14 protein-coding genes are annotated in these 16,357 nt (G+C 46.0%); 7 read left to right on the top strand and 7 right to left on the bottom strand.

Annotation, left to right across the window (positions count from 1 at the left end; all coding sequences use genetic code 11):
• Positions 1–108 precede the first annotated feature (108 nt).
• From C1N53_RS18045 to C1N53_RS18035, 3 genes are all read right to left on the bottom strand, one after another.
• A complete protein-coding gene (locus tag C1N53_RS18045; RefSeq protein WP_137760645.1) occupies positions 109–813 on the bottom strand; it encodes a ClpP family protease in 705 nt (234 codons plus the stop codon).
• Between the two features lie 114 nt (positions 814–927).
• A complete protein-coding gene (locus C1N53_RS18040; protein WP_137760644.1) occupies positions 928–1,146 on the bottom strand; it encodes a hypothetical protein in 219 nt (72 codons plus the stop codon).
• A gap of 6 nt (positions 1,147–1,152) precedes the next feature.
• Positions 1,153–1,716 carry an RNA polymerase sigma factor gene (locus C1N53_RS18035; RefSeq protein WP_240773266.1) on the bottom strand — a complete coding sequence of 188 codons (564 nt, stop codon included), beginning with the start codon at positions 1,714–1,716 and terminating at the stop codon, positions 1,153–1,155.
• A 290-nt stretch (positions 1,717–2,006) separates the two neighbouring features.
• Between C1N53_RS18035 and C1N53_RS18030 the strand changes: the two genes are divergently transcribed.
• Together C1N53_RS18030 and C1N53_RS18025 are read left to right on the top strand one after the other, a co-directional pair.
• A complete protein-coding gene (locus C1N53_RS18030; protein ID WP_137760643.1) occupies positions 2,007–3,128 on the top strand; it encodes an acyltransferase family protein in 1,122 nt (373 codons plus the stop codon).
• 235 nt (positions 3,129–3,363) lie between these two features.
• Positions 3,364–4,467 carry an acyloxyacyl hydrolase gene (locus C1N53_RS18025; protein ID WP_137760642.1) on the top strand — a complete coding sequence of 368 codons (1,104 nt, stop codon included), beginning with the start codon at positions 3,364–3,366 and terminating at the stop codon, positions 4,465–4,467.
• Positions 4,468–4,535: 68 nt separating this feature from the next.
• Here the strand turns inward: C1N53_RS18025 and C1N53_RS18020 are convergent, their stop codons facing one another.
• The 3 genes from C1N53_RS18020 to C1N53_RS18010 form a co-directional block, all read right to left on the bottom strand.
• Entirely contained in the window at positions 4,536–6,773 is a 2,238-nt protein-coding gene (locus C1N53_RS18020) for a S9 family peptidase (protein WP_137760641.1), read from the bottom strand.
• A gap of 174 nt (positions 6,774–6,947) precedes the next feature.
• The gene (locus tag C1N53_RS18015; protein ID WP_137760640.1) at positions 6,948–8,516 is read right to left on the bottom strand and encodes an OmpP1/FadL family transporter; all 1,569 of its coding nucleotides are present in this window, start codon (positions 8,514–8,516) and stop codon (positions 6,948–6,950) included.
• Positions 8,517–8,534: 18 nt separating this feature from the next.
• Positions 8,535–9,767, bottom strand: a complete 1,233-nt coding sequence (locus C1N53_RS18010) for a hypothetical protein (protein ID WP_137760639.1) — start codon at positions 9,765–9,767, stop codon at positions 8,535–8,537.
• Between the two features lie 184 nt (positions 9,768–9,951).
• Here C1N53_RS18010 and proS point away from each other — a divergent pair, with 184 nt between their 5' ends.
• The 3 genes from proS to floA all read left to right on the top strand — a co-directional run bounded on the left by proS (position 9,952) and on the right by floA (position 13,082).
• Positions 9,952–11,430: a proline--tRNA ligase gene (proS, locus tag C1N53_RS18005; RefSeq protein ID WP_137760638.1), complete on the top strand. Its 1,479-nt coding sequence runs from the start codon at positions 9,952–9,954 to the stop codon at positions 11,428–11,430.
• A 170-nt stretch (positions 11,431–11,600) separates the two neighbouring features.
• Entirely contained in the window at positions 11,601–12,074 is a 474-nt protein-coding gene (locus C1N53_RS18000; protein ID WP_137760637.1) for an NfeD family protein, read from the top strand.
• Positions 12,075–12,089: 15 nt separating this feature from the next.
• Positions 12,090–13,082: a flotillin-like protein FloA gene (gene floA / locus C1N53_RS17995; RefSeq protein ID WP_137760636.1), complete on the top strand. Its 993-nt coding sequence runs from the start codon at positions 12,090–12,092 to the stop codon at positions 13,080–13,082.
• A gap of 97 nt (positions 13,083–13,179) precedes the next feature.
• Here the strand turns inward: floA and C1N53_RS17990 are convergent, their stop codons facing one another.
• The gene (locus C1N53_RS17990; RefSeq protein WP_137760635.1) at positions 13,180–14,010 is read right to left on the bottom strand and encodes a hypothetical protein; all 831 of its coding nucleotides are present in this window, start codon (positions 14,008–14,010) and stop codon (positions 13,180–13,182) included.
• A gap of 102 nt (positions 14,011–14,112) precedes the next feature.
• Here C1N53_RS17990 and C1N53_RS17985 point away from each other — a divergent pair, with 102 nt between their 5' ends.
• Complete coding sequence (locus C1N53_RS17985; RefSeq protein WP_137760634.1) at positions 14,113–15,096, top strand: isopenicillin N synthase family oxygenase; 984 nt, start codon at positions 14,113–14,115, stop codon at positions 15,094–15,096.
• 69 nt (positions 15,097–15,165) lie between these two features.
• Complete coding sequence (gene chrA / locus C1N53_RS17980) at positions 15,166–16,335, top strand: chromate efflux transporter (protein WP_137760633.1); 1,170 nt, start codon at positions 15,166–15,168, stop codon at positions 16,333–16,335.
• Positions 16,336–16,357 lie beyond the last annotated feature (22 nt).

The raw sequence follows: 16,357 nt of genomic DNA, 5'->3' as shown, positions 1-16,357 counted from the left end.
CCGCACTTCAGGCGGCAACGCCATCAGAGAAAACCCTTCGCCTGCACTGCCGGGCTGTGTTTATACCTGTATCTGATGGCGTTGCTCTGCCTGCTTTAGCGGTATCGGTTATCTTACCAGCACCTCATCAATAATACCATATGCTTTTGCCTCCTCTGCGCGCATCCAGTAATCACGGTCAGCGTTGTCATGAATCTCTTCGTAGCTTTTGCCGCTGTGTAAGGCAATAATTTCGTATAGTTCTTTCTTCAGCTTTAGCACTTCACGGGCAGTAATTTCTATATCGGAGGCCTGCCCCTGCACGCCTCCCAGCGGCTGGTGAATCATAATGCGGGCATGAGGCAGGGCAGAGCGTTTACCAGCTGCACCACCAGCCAGCAGTACAGCGCCAAAGGAGGCAGCCAAGCCTGTACAGATTGTAGCTACATCGGGACTTACATACTGCATGGTATCATAAATACCTAAGCCGGCATATACAGAACCACCAGGGCTGTTGATGTAAAGCAGGATATCTTTCTTAGCATCAGCCGATTCCAGGAAAAGAAGCTGTGCTGTAATGATGTTGGCAATGTTCTCCTCTACCTGTGTTCCCAGGAAGATGATCCGGTCCATCATGAGCCGCGAGAACACATCGATTTCACGAAAGTTAGTGGGGCGTTCTTCAATAACAGAGCGGGTCATGTTCTGTACCTGGTGTTGCCTTGCTATACTTTCTACGTGGTTCATATACCTGTCTACGGTTAAGCCATTCAAGCCCTGGCCATACACGGCAAACTTGCGGAATTCATTTTTATAGTTTGCTGAAATACTCATAGTTGTTTTGCTTTAATAGATGAAAATTATGGGCACACGTGTGCCTACACTCCCTTTTGGTGTGTGTTCACTTTGGTAACATAAGTAATTTGAATTTACAGGAAGGGTAAGCCTTTACCTAAACAACCTCTTGTGAATTGCCTGTAGTTCCTGCCGGAGATGTTTTCTGCCTGCCTCTCGTATGGCACTATAGGAAAGCTGCTGCTGCGCCACCTGCTGTTTCCACTCCTGGTCCCACAGCAGGCGTATCTCTATCTCCAGCTCCTCCTCCGCAGAGAGGTGGCCCTGCAGGTAATTCTCCAGGTCCTTTATTTCTTCCAGCTCAGGACGCATACTTCATTATCTGAAATGGTTGATAGTATAAGCTGCCAAAGATTTGCGCAAACGCTCCAGGCACTTGAACTTCTGAACAGTGGCAGAACGCACCGAACTATACTGCAGCTGCGCTGCGATCTCCTCCAGGCGCTGCCCCAGGTAGTAAAAAGAAACCAGCATTTTGCTGCACTTCTCCCCCAGTTGCTCGACAAACATGTGGAGCTGGTGTTCAGGGTGCTCTTCCTGTCCGGTAACATCTTTCAGCAGTTCATAATGCTCCGGCGAAAGCTCCTGCCGGCGGTTCCGCTTTTCCAGCTCACGCCTCCACATATTCTTACAGATAGCCATTATGTAAGTGGTAGCCGAGGCTGTAAGCTGCAGCTTCTCATGCACTACCTTTTCATAAAAAATGATAATAGCCTCCTGCACCAGGTCCTGTGCATCATCAGCTGTGCCAGCATGTTGCCTTACATAATGAAGCACCATCGGGTATACCTTGCCATATATTTTCTCCAGCGTCTTCTCCCGATCCTGGACCAGGGCCTCACGCATATCTACAGCCATTACAGGGCTTGCCATTGTCTGCATAAGATTTTTTACTGTTAATCTGATTGTATAACGAATTATCACCCTGTTGCCGGAAAAAATCTTTTATAATTTTTTCCTAGCTACCTTCTGCTGCTTTTCTTACCTGTTTTTAGAAGCGCTTTTACTACTGAACAGCTATATTTTATAGCTTCACAAATCACGCTACTAAATTTTAAATACTGTTCACCCTTCATTAGATGCTTTTCACTTACAAATTATACCTGCTGGTGCAGCATATTTTTCTAAAATAGTATAAAAGGACAGCATCCAACTTTTCCTTTGAAAATTTCATGAACCAAGCTTCAAGCATCTGCCAAACAAGCAAGCCTATTTCAGCATCCGACAAAAACCAACGCTTACATTACCTTGATGTATGCAGAGCTGTGGTAATTGCACTTGTGGTTATTTTTCATGCTCACCCCACAAGTGCAGGTATAATCGGATGGTTTGCCTGGTTTCGTATGCCATCGTTCTTTATTCTCAGCGGCTTGCTTTACAAGCAGCCACAGCAACAAGACCTCTGGAGGTTTGTAAAGAAAAGAACGTCTAACCTGCTTGTTCCTTACTTTGCTTATGGCTTCCTGTTTATCATAGTCTTGTCTAATTTTAACCTGCTGGACAAAATATTTATTACATATCCGCAGTTAAAAGCCACATTCTTGCTTTTCTATGGCGGCAGAGCCATGAAGGGAGATCCCTTTTTAGTGTTCTGGTTTATCAACTGCCTGTACCTGTCGCTTATGCTTTTTACCCTGATCAGAATGAGAGCTAAAAACGAGCTGCAGGTAATTGGTACTATAGCTGCCTTTTACGTTGCCGGCATGGCTATGAATCACTTCATCAGGTTTTCGCTGCCCTGGAACATAAATGTAGCCTTTATTGCCTTAACTTATTTTGCCATCGGGTTTTATAGCCAGAGATTCATCAACAGCATTAATCAGGATTTCCGGAAGTACCTGCCTTTGCTGGGTATACTGCTGGCTTTTTGCTGTACGCTGTTCTATTTGAGCGACATAGGCCTGTTCCAGCTTCAGGTTGACATGCGGGCTTCTAAAATTTCAGATCCGTTGCTGAATATTCTGGTACCGCCCATCTTTACATTAACCATACTCATGCTGGCCATGTTGCTAAGTAGAACAGCCCTGCAGCCATTCCTCTCTTACGTCGGGCAAAACACGTTGCCAATCCTGTACCTGCACATCATGATCAACACCCTGGTGTACCTGGTTACAGGGCAGCGGGTTCCTTTTCTGCCTTATATTGCGCTGGGGATTATCGGGCCGCTGCTATGTGCTTATCTGCTGAATAAAACAGAACTTACCCGGCAACTTTTCCTGGGCCGAAACAGCAGCAGACTTTTAGGCCATGCGCGCCGGGCCTATAACAGTATTGCCCGGCCCGGAGCACTATAGCACCTTTACTCCGCCTATATACTTCTGCACTACAGCCTACTGGCTGTGTGCTTCCACGCAGTTATTGACTGTCAGCAATTTATGTATTACCTATCAGCTCTTATAAAAGGTGCTATGTTTTAGCAAGTTCTATACTCTGAAACTTTTAATCCTGACTGGTTGGTTCTATTTTTGTGCAAAACAAGCTGTAAACACAGCAAAATCCATTTAATTCTTACCAAGGAGTTATACAGGCATGTTTTCCAGATCAATAGCCATCCTTTTTACCTTACTTTGCTTTACCCCTTTCGCCAGCCTTGGGCAAAGCTCTAAGCCTTTTGTAATTGGCGCCAGCTCCCAGCACGCCGCTCTTCTGATTCATTCTCCGCGTATGGAGAATTTAAGAGGTACGCAGCCGCAGGGAGTAGAAATTAACATCCAGCTACAGACTACCGGCTCCAGTGAGTGGCACCAGGACTATAATTACCCCCGGCTTGGCGTTTCGCTGCTTTGGTTTGACTACAATAACCCTTCGCTGGGGCATTCTTTTGCCATTAGCCCCTATGTCAGCAAACCTTTTCACAGGTCCGAGCATCACGAGCTTCATCTTAGAGTAGGCACGGGCTTAGCCTACTTCACGAACAGGTATGATGCTGAACGCAACCCGGAAAATGAAACCATTAGCAACAGGCTAAATGCTACGATGCAGGCAAGGCTGGATTATGACTATAAGATCAGGCATAACCTTTCTTTAAATGCCGGGCTTGGTTTCCATCATTATTCAAACGGAGCACGACGAAAGCCTAACCTGGGGCTAAACCTTCCTACTTTGTCGGTTGGCGTAAATTATTACACGCTGCCTCTTTTCACAACCACGCAGGTAGAGCGGGAGCCTTTCCGAGCACATACTTTTATAGATATAAGCGGAAGTATAGGTGTTAAACGCCTGTCTCCGGAACACCTCGAAAAGTATTCAGCACGCTCTTTTTCTATTGCCTTTGGCAAACAACTGAACCGTAAAAGCAATCTGATTACAGGTATAGAAGGATTTCACGATCAATCTCTTTATACCGTACGCAACCAGGACCCTACGCTTGATCCGGAGAGTAGCCTGCCCGATGTCCGTCGTGTAGGAGGTATGATCGGGCATGAGCTTGTGATGGGCAAGCTGATACTGGAAACCCATTTAGGGCTTTACCTGTACCGCCCGTACAAGGTGGAAACCTTTTATTATGAGCGCCTGGGAGTAAAATACCTTATTACAAACAATATTTTTACCGCCATAGATTTAAAAGCACATGGCGGCTCTGCAAACGTAGTAGAGTTTCGCTTAGGCTCCAGGCTTCCGTTTACAAAATAACTTTTCACAAATCAAAAGGCCCGCCAGGTAAGTGGCGGGCCTTTTGATTTGTGAAAGCACATTCCCTCTTATAACTGGCTTTGCCCGGCAGTTGGGTTAATCAGCTTACGCTCTAAAAAGTCTGTCATCATTTTAAAGCGGTGCAAGCTGGTGATACCACCACCAACACCGTGGTTACGGTTTGGATAATAAAAGCTTTCGAACTGTTTGTTGGCACTGATCAAGGCATCCTGCATTGCTACGGCATTTTGGAAATGCACATTATCGTCGCCTGTGCCATGAATCAACAGCAGATCGCCTTGCAGCTTGTCAGCAAACATCAGCGGAGAGTTATCATCATACCCTGAAGCGTTTTCCTGAGGTGTTTTCAGATAGCGCTCGGTGTAGATGCTATCGTAGAAGCGCCAGTTTGTTACCGGAGCTACCGATATACCGGCTCTGAACACACCGTTACCCTTGGTAAGGCCCAGCAGTGTCATGTACCCCCCGAAGCTGTGCCCCCAGATGCCAATGCGGCTCTTGTCTACATAAGCCTGGTTGCCCAGCCACTTAGCCGCTTCAACCTGATCTTCTATTTCATATTTACCCAGATCGGCATAAGTCACTTTTTTAAAGTCTGCGCCTCTTGCACCAGTACCACGGTTATCTACGCTTACCACAATGGCTCCCTTGCTTGCCAATACCTGGTACCACAGGTAGTTAGCGCCACCCCAGCTGTTGGTAACAGTTTGCGAACCAGGCCCGCCATACACGAACATCAGCACAGGGTATTTTTTGTTAGGATCGAAATCTGTAGGTTTAATCATCCAGCCGTTCAGCTTTGTTCCATCAGAAGTATTCATGGTAAAGAACTCCTGCCTGGCAATATTATACTGCGCCAGTGTACTCTTTAGCTTCTGGTTATCTTCCAGCACCTTTACAAGTTTGCCATCTTTTGCAGTATGTAAACTAACAGTGGAAGGCACATTGGCAGCAGAATAGTAGTTGAGGTAGTACTTATAGTCGTGGCTCATATTAATGCTATGTGTACCAGCCTCGGTAGTCAGGCGCTTTTTGTTTTTGCCTTTGCTGCTGATACTGTACAGGTGCCGTTCCAGCGGCGATACCTCCGTAGACATGTAGTAGAGCACATCACTTTTTTCATCAAACCCGATGAAGTTGCTTACCTCCCAGTTACCTTTCGTAATCTGGCGCACCAGCTTACCGTTTATATTGTACAGGTACAGGTGGTTAAAGCCGTCTTTTTCAGAAGAATGAATAAAGTTCTTCCCGTCTTTCAGGTAAATCAGATCGTCGGTGATATCGATGTAGGCTTTATCTGTTTCTTTGAGCACTACGTTTGCCTTACCTGTTGTGGCATTGGCGTGCAGAATTTCCAATGTGTTCTGCAAACGGTTCATCCGCTGGACAGACAGCAGGTTGCTATCGTTTGTCCACTTGATGCGCGGTATATACATGTCTGTTTCGCTGCCGGTTTCCATTTTCACGGTTTGCCCGTTGCCCAGGTTATAAACCGAAACAGTTACGACAGAATTGGCCTCACCTGCTTTAGGATACTTAAATTTATAGTCCTGCGGATAGAGTTCCCCCCACATCTGCATGTTAAATTCCGGCACACGGCTTTCGTTGAAGGTATAAAAAGCGATTTTGGAGCCGTCTGGCGACCAGTGGAAGCCTTGGGCAAAGCTGAACTCTTCTTCATATACCCAATCCGCATAACCGTTAATAATCTCGTTAAACTTGCCATTGGTTGTAATTTGCGTTTCCTGCATACTGGCAAGATCTACAAAGAACATGTTATTTTCGCGGGCAAAAGCAACGCGCCTGGCATCCGGCGAAAAAGTAGCATACATTTGCTTGCCACCGTTGCTCAGCTTGGTTAGCTTTTTAGAGGCGATATCGTACACGTAATATTCGGCTTTAGAAGAGCGGCGATAGATCTGCTCCTGCTCTGTGGCAAAAAGCACCTTCTGCTCATCAGAGCTAAAGGTATAGCTATTAAACCGGATAGGTGTATTGCTTCCGGCCGGTTTCAGGTCTTCGCCTTCTATGATTGTATTAACAGGCTGGCCCGTTGTTACATCGTAGCGCACAATGTCTGTTACACGGTTTTGCTCGTCGGCTACCTGTGAGCTGTAGTAGCGTCCGTCGTTCATCCAGTTTACACCATAAACCGACTTCGCCGAAAAAGTACCTTTGCGGTAAATATCTTCCAGCGTTACTTCTTTTTTCTGCTGTGCCTTTCCCACAAAGGCAAAACATACAAGCGCAGCCACCAAAAGACTAGCTTTAAGTTTAATATGCATTAGATTGGTTTTTTAGTTTAGTATCCTAAAGATATCAGTTTCTTGCGGTTTCGCCATAAGCTATTGCTAAAACTATAGCTATGGCGCTTTGTGTCAGGTAAAAATTTAAACAAAAGCAAAGGCGGCAACCCTGGTGAGACTGCCGCCTTTACTTTTGAAAACAGAATGTAAAATTTAGAAATTGTACCCTACTGTAAAGACTACATTATTCATTCTTTCCTGGTTTTCTACTACAGGTCCTGTTCCATCGCTAAACACGTAAGGAGAGTAGAAGTTTGTAGTACTGCTGTTGAGGTAAGCCGCATCAATATAGAAATTCTGCAGCCTTATACCTGTGCCCAAAGTATAGGTGCTAATTCTTGACTCGTTAGACGTATTAGCAGTATAAGGATCAGCAGAAGAATTATAACCTGCTCTGAATCGGAACACTTGATATCTGGCTTCAGCTCCAAGCTTATAATTTACACCTGATTTGAAGTTGCGCTGTATATTACTGTTAGTTGCCGCAAAAACAGAGGCAGATTCTCCACTTGTTGAATTAAAACGTGCGTTCGCATAGTTTACATACTCAATATCAGCGGTAACGAAGCCAACCTTATTAAAAAAGAAAGCAATACCACCTGTAGCCCTGAATGGAGTTGTCAGAGCATAATTATACTCTCCAGGGGTTGTTGCTTCTTCCTCTACACCGCCATCATAATGCGTTGCTGATAAAGAAGACCAATAACTATCAATAAAGGTATAGGCTGTTGGAGTTTGAATGGTAGCCCCTAACCGAACTGCATCCACAGGTCTGAAAATTGCCCCTACCTTCAGGTTTATACCTGTCCCCTGCGTTGTAAATTCGTCGTTAAGCGTTAAACTATAATTACCTTGCCCAAGCGGTTGCCCGTTCTCATCATAACTCTCAACGTAATATCCGGTTTCATAAAACCTTCGGTTCTGAGAAAAATTAACAGTTACAATGCCGATAGAGGCTCCTAAATATAATTTGTCTTTATAACTTGTACCAACTCCTATATCAAACTGGCTCTGAGAACCTCTGCTGATAATTTCTTCCCGCTGCTTCACATCCACATCTTTAGAGATCATAAGAGGGGCAGCATATTCACCCAGTTCATCCTCGAAAACATCAATCAGATATGTTCTATATGCCAGACCTTCGTACGACTGGTTTGAGTTTTCATACAGGCTTTCATCCAAGGTTTCACCACCAAATAAGGTCCTGTTATTGGCCAGTTCCGCAAAATAATCTACAATAGTGTTATGATAATTTGCATTCGGATCTGCAGGCGGCCGAACAGTATTTCTGTAATTGATCTGATTGTTGTAATTGTTCAGCCTGGATATACTCAACCCAAAGCTTGCACCTCGCCAGTCTCCTTCTTCGTTATCACCTTTCCGACTTGAAAAGACAATACCCGCATGAGGGATGCTTACTGTATTTTTCTCATCCGATGTTGTAAAGCGATTTGCGATAGAAGTGGTGCCAATAGATCCAAAACCTGGTGTTATACTTACTTCGGAGCGGCGGAACATACCCAAACCGGCAGGGTTCGCAGATAGTGTTGAAATATCGGCCCCTAATGCTGTTTGAGCTCCTCCGATACCCTGAATACGTGCAGAACCTGTTATACCTAAGCGGGAGTAACGCAAAGCATCCATCTCGGTTTGGGCAAAAGCGGTTCCGCTCCAGCCTAGCACAAGGGCTAAGCTGGCAGAAACAATATGTCTTACTTTCATGAAATTTTAACTTAACTATTAATTTCCTCTTCCTCCTCTTGCTGGTCGGCCACCGCCGCCGCTGTTACTTGGTGGAGGAGTACTTCTTTGTGGTGTACTTGGTACACTTCTCTGCTCATAGCTTCTGCTAGGAGTAGGAGTGCTGCGTTGTTCGTAGGTTCTGGTTGGAGTACTGCGCTCGTATGTCCTGGTAGGGGTACTTTGCTGCTGTACGCCAGAAGAACGTTGTGGCCGGGCTTGTCTTTGTGGCTGTGGTGCAGCCTGCTGGCGCTGCTCTATCTGTTGTGGCTGTGCCTGGTTTACAGATGTTTCAGTACCGCCTCTTATCACCCTGTTAGGCCTGTTGGAAATAGACTCTTTCGGAGCAGCCTGTGGCTGTGTTTCAACAGTTCCCTGGTTTCCTAAGGCATTACGTTGCGAACGGCTTGGCCTTATAGTATTTCCATCAGGACCAATTACAACACGCTGCTCACGCTCTGTAGTAGCCTGGGTACGTTGAGGCCTTACATTGCCTTGGTTTCTTGAAGCAGGTGCTGCCATTCCTCCTCTGGCAGTACGAGGGCCGTACTGCACTCTTCTCGGACTTTCGAAAAGGCCTCCATTAGCATAATAGCCTTGGTAGAAGCCTTGGTAATAACCATTATAGAAGTTGTTGTATCCCCAGCGGCCTGCGCCATAGTAAGGTCTGTAAGGGTTGTAGCCGTAGCCTCCCCAGCCACCTCCCCAGCCCCAGCCCATGCCAATGCTGATGGAAATGCCAGATCTGTAAGGCCCATAGAACGGTCTGTAAAACGGATCATAGAAAAATGGATCGTAGAACGGGTCGTAGAACGGATCGTAAAAGCCCATTCTGCTATAGTATGGATTAAAGGCACTAAAAGACGTACCCCAGTAGGAATCTATAAAAGAGTAATTAGGCCTGTAAAAACTGTTGCTGCGGGACGCATAATAAGATCGTCCGTCATAATAGTCTTCGTCTCCATAGTAGTTTTCGGTTCCTAGGTTATAGTTATCAGAATATTCCGGGTTCAGTACCTCCGAATCAGACAATGCCTGCGAATCATTATCTGAAGCATACGTGTCATAGCTTTGGTTAGACGCCTGTGCCTCCGGCTGTACAAATTCAGTTCTGTCGGAAGAACTATAGTACATATCGTCGTACTCACTTGTCTGCATGTTAATAGGACTTGAACATCCTACGGCCAGCAGTGCAAGTACAGGCGCTATAGTGAGTTTAGTTATATTTTTCATGATAATCGGGAAGTTAAATTCATATCTATAAAGATAAAGACACAATCGCGCAAAACCTTATAGATAGTATAATTTAATAACGTATTTTTGGCGCAGATTGATATGCTTTTTCTAAAATTAGAGCAGCAAAATTCATTCCAATAATATCATTGATTGACAATATAATATAAAATTTCTCAAAATCATGAGCAAAGGCTTACCAAAAAGAAGTGAAGACTATTCCTTATGGTATAACGAACTGGTTAAGAAAGCAGGTTTAGCTGAGAATTCTGCAGTTCGGGGCTGTATGGTAATTAAACCATACGGGTATGCCATCTGGGAAAAAATGCAGCGTGTGTTAGACGACATGTTTAAGGCAACCGGACATGAAAATGCGTACTTCCCTTTGTTCGTGCCCAAGAGCTTGTTCGAAGCCGAAGAGCAGAATGCGGAAGGCTTTGCAAAAGAATGTGCTGTTGTAACACACTATCGTTTACAGACCGACCCGGATAATAAGGGCAAACTACGTGTGGATCCGGCAGCCCGGCTAGAGGAAGAGCTTATTGTACGCCCTACTTCTGAAGCCATTATCTGGAACACTTATAAAAACTGGATCCAGAGCTACCGCGACCTGCCCTTGCTGGTAAACCAGTGGGCAAACGTAGTGCGCTGGGAAATGCGTACCCGCCTGTTTTTGCGCACAGCTGAATTCCTGTGGCAGGAAGGCCATACAGCGCATGCCACTGCAGATGAAGCTATTGCCGAAACAAGGCAGATGCTGGAGGTATACGCCACTTTTGCCGAGCAATACATTGCTTTGCCAGTGGTAAGAGGTGTAAAAACGCCTAACGAACGCTTTGCAGGCGCATTAGACACGTATTGTATCGAAGGCCTGATGCAGGACGGCAAAGCCTTACAAGCCGGTACTTCTCACTTCCTGGGCCAGAACTTTGCCAAAGCATTCGATGTGAAGTTTGCCACCAAAGAAGGAGGCCTGGAGCATGTTTGGGGAACATCATGGGGAGTAAGCACCCGTTTGATGGGAGCTCTGATTATGGCGCACTCCGACGACGAGGGGTTGGTGCTGCCTCCAAAGCTGGCTCCTATCCAGGTAGTAATTGTGCCCATTTACAAAGGGGAAGAACAATTAGGCCAGATCAGCGAAAAGGTGCTGCAGCTGAAGAAAGAACTGGAAGCAAAAGGTATCAGCGTGAAATACGACAACCGCGATACCGAGCGCCCCGGCTTTAAGTTTGCCGAGTGGGAGCTGAAAGGGGTGCCTGTGCGCATTGCCATAGGAGCCCGCGATCTTGAAAACGGTACTGCCGAAGTGGCCCGCCGCGATACAAAAGAAAAGAGCTCTCAGCAGTTCGATTCGCTAACAGCGTACATACCTGAGCTACTGGAGGAGATTCAGCAAAATATTTACAGCAAAGCCCTGGCTTACAGAGAAGCACATACAACTAAAGTAGACAGCTACGAAGAGTTTAAGCAGGTGCTGGAAGGCAAAGGCGGTTTTGTACTGGCTCATTGGGATGGCACTCCGGAAACAGAAGAGCGCATTAAAGAAGAAACCAAAGCCACTATTCGCTGTATCGCCCTGGATACGCCCGAAGAAGAAGGTACAGATATGCTGACAGGCAAACCTTCCAACAAGCGTGTTTATTTTGCCAAGGCTTATTAATAACACAGCACTTTAACTGCTCACCAAGAGCTAAAAACCATTTAAACAGTGAGCGCCACTTCCTTAAACCGGAAGTGGCGCTTTTATTTGCAGTGAGTATAAAAATATGATGAATATGGTTTATTTAAGACTAAATTCATTATATTTACTCTTACTAGCATTTCCAAGCCATGCTTATAGATTGGGTTACAGTAATATTGTTGATTTGCATCGGTCTGCTTCTGATTATAGTAGAGCTGATATTTGTGCCTGGTACTACCGTAGTGGGTATCCTGGGTTTTGCCCTTACAGGTATAGGCATCTGGATTGGATATGCTGCACTTGGCACCACCACCGGACATATCATACTGGGAGCCTCATCGCTTGTGGCTGTTGTTACCTTCTTCTATAGTTTCAGATCTGATGCCTGGACCCGCTTTGCCTTAAACGAAAGCAACAGAAGCCGTGTGAACGAAGACAATATGCACGTGTTAGAAGTTGGCGAAGAAGGCAAAACTGTGTCTGCTTTACGCCCTCAGGGCACTGCCACTTTTAATGAGAAGCTTCATGAGGTACAGACAAGAGGTGAATTTATATCCCCTAATACCACCATTCGCATTATTAATTTATCTCAGAATAAGATCATTGTCGAAGAAGTAAGCTAATTCTTAACCAACCAGATGGAAAATTTCTCATTACTGTTTCTGATTGCAGGTGCTATCATCCTGCTCATGATATTTTTATACTTCGTTCCGATCAGCCTTTGGATCACGGCCTTGTTCTCGGGGGTGCGGGTAGGCCTGCTGGAACTGGTATTTATGCGTATCCGTAAGGTGCCGCCAAGCCTTATTGTAAACTCTATGATCAACGCGACGAAAGCAGGCATAGATGTTACTACCACAGAGCTGGAGACACACTACCTGGCTGGTGGCAATGTGCCGAATGTGATAAAAGCTCTGATCTCAGCCGACAAAGCCAATATTCCACTCTCGTTTAAACAAGCCACAGCCATCGATCTTGCTGGCCGCAACGTGTTCGAAGCGGTAACAACATCTGTAAACCCTAAAGTAATCAACACTCCTAATGTGGCTGCCGTTGCTCAGGATGGTATACAATTAATTGCCAAAGCCCGTGTAACCGTGCGCGCCAACATTATGCAGCTGGTAGGCGGTGCAGGCGAAGAGACTATCCTGGCCCGTGTTGGCGAAGGCATTGTTACCTCTATCGGCTCATCTGCTTCACACAAGAGCGTGCTGGAGAATCCGGATATTATTTCTAAACTGGTACTACAAAAAGGACTGGATGCCGGTACAGCTTACGAAATACTCTCCATTGATATTGCCGATATTGATGTGGGTGAAAACATTGGCGCAAAGCTACAGATAGACCAGGCTGGAGCCGATTTAAAAGTAGCAGAGGCAAAAGCAGAAGAACGTCGTGCCATGGCTGTTGCCGTAGAACAGGAAATGAAAGCGAAAGCCCAGGAGGCACGCGCCTCTGTAATTGCGGCTGAAGTAGAAATTCCGCAGGCTATCTCAGCTGCTTTCAGAAGCGGTAACCTGGGCATTATGGATTACTATAAAATGCAGAATATCCAGTCCGATACCGATATGCGCAATTCGATTGCGAGCCCTTCAAACCAAAACGCAAACAGATCCAAAGACGACAAGTAGTTGCCTTTTAGCCCCTGAAATTGGCAAGTCCCGCTACTCTTTATTGAATAGCGGGACTTGCCAATTTCAGGGACTTTGCATGCCATAAAGAGCAGTACTATTCTGCGCGTAACGTTATAGTGCGCTCAACGCTGTTATAAGGCCCTGGCATAACTTTTCCATTCTTGTCAAGCAGTTCCAGTTTAATGGTATTCTCACCCATAGGAAGACCTTCTATAATGTGGGGCATCCATTTATCCAGCATAAATTCCGTTCCGTTGATAGTAGCCCTTACTTTGTTTCCGTTTGATGCAAGCGTTGTATTTACCAGGTAAAAATCGAGCATAATATGCTCTGCATCTGCCCCTATATATTCTCCTTTGGGCCTGCTATAGAACATGTGCGGTGCGTTAACGTCAAAATTGATCCTCTGCTTCGGGTTGCCTACGGTAACCACACGCAGGTCATAGGCATTCTGGTGCTTCAGACTTTCGTGGTAAGACCTGGAGAGGAAAGAGAGTATCACATGGTCTCCTTCCGAAATCTCTTTTGTAAAAGTAGTTTCGTAATGAGCGGTATAAGGCTCGTTGTCTACAATGTTATGAATATGCTGCCCTTCCTGTGAATTTGCCAGGTGCTCTGCATTGGAGTGGGGCGTCATGCGGGAGAGCTGGAAATTAGAAACATCGTAGACAAACTCTACGGCACCTGCCTCTGCCCTGCCTCCTGCAGCCGGCACAATCAGGCGTAGCTGCGACTCCGGGTAAGGCTGCGAATCGTTAAATGCGTATACCCGCAGTCCATTGCTATTCATTACATCCCCGGCTGGCGAAGGCGCTGTTCTTACTACTGTTGCCCTAGTATCAGCTTCTTGTGCCGGTCTTGTAGTATCGCAGGCTGACATCCCCACTAAAAAAGCAGCAGCAACTAAAAAATATGTTTTTTTCATGAGCTAGATATCTGGTTTAGCTATAGCTATGGAATAGCGATTTGAATTTTATGTATATTGCGGCTACGTTTATAATACATAAAAGTATACAGCTATTTTAATATGAGCGAAATATTATTTGATGAGGTTCCTTCTCTGGACCTTGCCGATTTTACATCAGGCGATGCCGAACAAAGAGCGCAATTTGTGAAGAAGCTGGGCGACGCCTACCAGAACATCGGTTTTATTGCTTTGCGCAACCATGGCCTAAGCGATGACCTTACCGAAAGACTGTATGCTACTGTTAAGAAATTCTTTGCCCTGCCAGACGAGATTAAGCAAAAGTATGAAGTACTGGAGCTTGCCGGCCAGCGTGGCTACGTAGGCAAGGGAAGAGAAAAAGCAAAAGGTTTTAACACCGGCGATTTAAAGGAGTTCTACCATGTAGGCCAGGATTTGGAAGGTATTCCAGACTCAGATCCTATCAAAGAAGAATATCCTGCCAATATCTGGCCTGAAGAAGTTCCGGAGCTGAAAGAAGTTACATTAGAAGCTTACAGTAAACTAGAGGCTGCGGGCAAGCAGGTACTGCGCGCAATTGCTTTGCACCTGGAGCTGCCGGAAAATTATTTCGATGAGAAAGTGAAGTATGGCAACAGCATTCTGCGCCCTATCCACTACTTCCCGATAGAAGACCCGGATAGCGTGCCTGCCGATGCAGTACGCGCTGCAGAGCATGGCGATATTAACCTGATTACCCTGCTGATGGGTGCCAGTGCAGATGGCCTGCAAGTACTGCGCCGCGATGGCAAATGGATTCCGATTACAGCGCTGCCAGAGCAGGTAGTGGTAAACGTTGGCGATATGCTGGCCCGCCACACCAATAACAAGCTGAAGTCTACTATTCACCGGGTGGTAAACCCGCCACGTGAGCTGATGCATACTTCGCGCTATTCTATTCCGTTCTTTATGCACCCACGCTCCGAAATGGACCTTACCTGCCTTGAGAGCTGCATAAACGAGCAGAACCCTAAGGCTTACCCGGATGCTACGGCAGGCGAGTTCCTGAACGAACGCCTGATTGAGCTTGGGCTGAAAAAGGCTTAATTTCGGTATTTGCATAAAACAATTAAGAGAGATGGCAGCAAGGTCGTCTCTCTTTTTTATATTTAAGGTATGAGTTTGCGCTACTATATTTTCCTGAAAGATGTTCTGGTTCTGGCCTTAACGGCTTTCGGAGGTCCGCAGGCTCACATTGCCATGATGTTTAAGCTACTGGTAGATAAGCGCCGCTACCTTACAGAGCAGGAGCTGATAGAGCTTAATGCCCTCTGCCAGATTCTTCCCGGCCCTACTTCTACCCAGACTGTTACGGCTATAGGCTTTAAAATAGGTGGCCCAAACCTGGCTTATCTGACCCTGATCGTTTGGTTACTGCCAGCCACTATTGTAATGACGGCCGCAGCCGTTACCATCAATTACCTGCAGGAGCAAAACATATCGCTTCACTTTTTACGGATCATACAACCCATGGCCGTTGGCTTTGTCTGCTATGCCGCCTACATGATCGGTTTAAAAGTTATTCATACCAAAACAGCTACTGTTATCATGGTAATATCAGCCATTATAGCCTATTTCTTTAACTCTCCCTGGATTTTCCCGGTGCTGCTGCTTGCCGGTGGGGCAGTCACGGCTTTCCGGTTTAAAAGGCATCCGCTGGAACCTAAAAACAAGATACATATACAGTGGGCAAATTTTATCTTGTTTGGCGCCGTACTGATAACTGCCGCCGTGGTAGGCAAGGCTACAAACAGTTTGCCTGTTCGTTTGTTCGAGAACTTTTACCGGAATGGCAGCCTGATCTTTGGTGGCGGGCAAGTGCTTATCCCGCTGATGTATACCGAGTTCGTTGATTTTAAGCATTACCTCAGCGGCCAGGAATTTCTTTCAGGTTATGCTATTATGCAGGCGCTCCCCGGTCCAGTGTTCTCTTTCTGCTCTTATATTGGTGCACTGTCTATGCGCAGCCACGGTATTGGAGGGCAACTGCTAGGTTCTATTGTTGCAACGGTGGGCATCTTCCTGCCAGGCACTTTCCTTATCTTCTTTGTAATTCGTTTTTGGGATGAGCTAAAAAAATACCGTGTTATACGGGCTTCGCTGGAAGGCATCAGTGCTGTAAGCACGGGGATGGTAATGGCTGCAGCAATTCTGCTGTTTCGCCCCCTCGACCCCAGCTACTTGAACATATTTGTTGTAGCCGCCACCTTTGCCCTGCTCATGTTTACAAAGGTACCAGCCCCACTTCTGATTCTCGGCGGGCTGGTGCTGGGGTTTGTGGTATAAGGGAGCGCGGTGCTATAAAAAA

It is taken from the genome of Pontibacter sp. SGAir0037, from assembly GCF_005491705.1.
Classification (GTDB): Bacteria; Bacteroidota; Bacteroidia; order Cytophagales; family Hymenobacteraceae; genus Pontibacter.
The sequence above is the reverse complement of the archived record's forward strand: the minus strand, read 5'-3'. Positions and strand labels throughout refer to the sequence as shown.

What these genes read in the sequence shown, in the direction of transcription:
- C1N53_RS18045 (WP_137760645.1), bottom strand. Translation starts at nt 813, where the DNA reads ATGAGTATTTCAGCAAACTATAAAAATGAATTCCGCAAGTTTGCCGTG.
- C1N53_RS18040 (WP_137760644.1), bottom strand. Translation starts at nt 1,146, where the DNA reads ATGCGTCCTGAGCTGGAAGAAATAAAGGACCTGGAGAATTACCTGCAG.
- C1N53_RS18035 (WP_240773266.1), bottom strand. Translation starts at nt 1,716, where the DNA reads ATGCAGACAATGGCAAGCCCTGTAATGGCTGTAGATATGCGTGAGGCC.
- C1N53_RS18030 (WP_137760643.1), top strand. Translation starts at nt 2,007, where the DNA reads ATGAACCAAGCTTCAAGCATCTGCCAAACAAGCAAGCCTATTTCAGCA.
- C1N53_RS18025 (WP_137760642.1), top strand. Translation starts at nt 3,364, where the DNA reads ATGTTTTCCAGATCAATAGCCATCCTTTTTACCTTACTTTGCTTTACC.
- C1N53_RS18020 (WP_137760641.1), bottom strand. Translation starts at nt 6,773, where the DNA reads ATGCATATTAAACTTAAAGCTAGTCTTTTGGTGGCTGCGCTTGTATGT.
- C1N53_RS18015 (WP_137760640.1), bottom strand. Translation starts at nt 8,516, where the DNA reads ATGAAAGTAAGACATATTGTTTCTGCCAGCTTAGCCCTTGTGCTAGGC.
- C1N53_RS18010 (WP_137760639.1), bottom strand. Translation starts at nt 9,767, where the DNA reads ATGAAAAATATAACTAAACTCACTATAGCGCCTGTACTTGCACTGCTG.
- proS (WP_137760638.1), top strand. Translation starts at nt 9,952, where the DNA reads ATGAGCAAAGGCTTACCAAAAAGAAGTGAAGACTATTCCTTATGGTAT.
- C1N53_RS18000 (WP_137760637.1), top strand. Translation starts at nt 11,601, where the DNA reads ATGCTTATAGATTGGGTTACAGTAATATTGTTGATTTGCATCGGTCTG.
- floA (WP_137760636.1), top strand. Translation starts at nt 12,090, where the DNA reads ATGGAAAATTTCTCATTACTGTTTCTGATTGCAGGTGCTATCATCCTG.
- C1N53_RS17990 (WP_137760635.1), bottom strand. Translation starts at nt 14,010, where the DNA reads ATGAAAAAAACATATTTTTTAGTTGCTGCTGCTTTTTTAGTGGGGATG.
- C1N53_RS17985 (WP_137760634.1), top strand. Translation starts at nt 14,113, where the DNA reads ATGAGCGAAATATTATTTGATGAGGTTCCTTCTCTGGACCTTGCCGAT.
- chrA (WP_137760633.1), top strand. Translation starts at nt 15,166, where the DNA reads ATGAGTTTGCGCTACTATATTTTCCTGAAAGATGTTCTGGTTCTGGCC.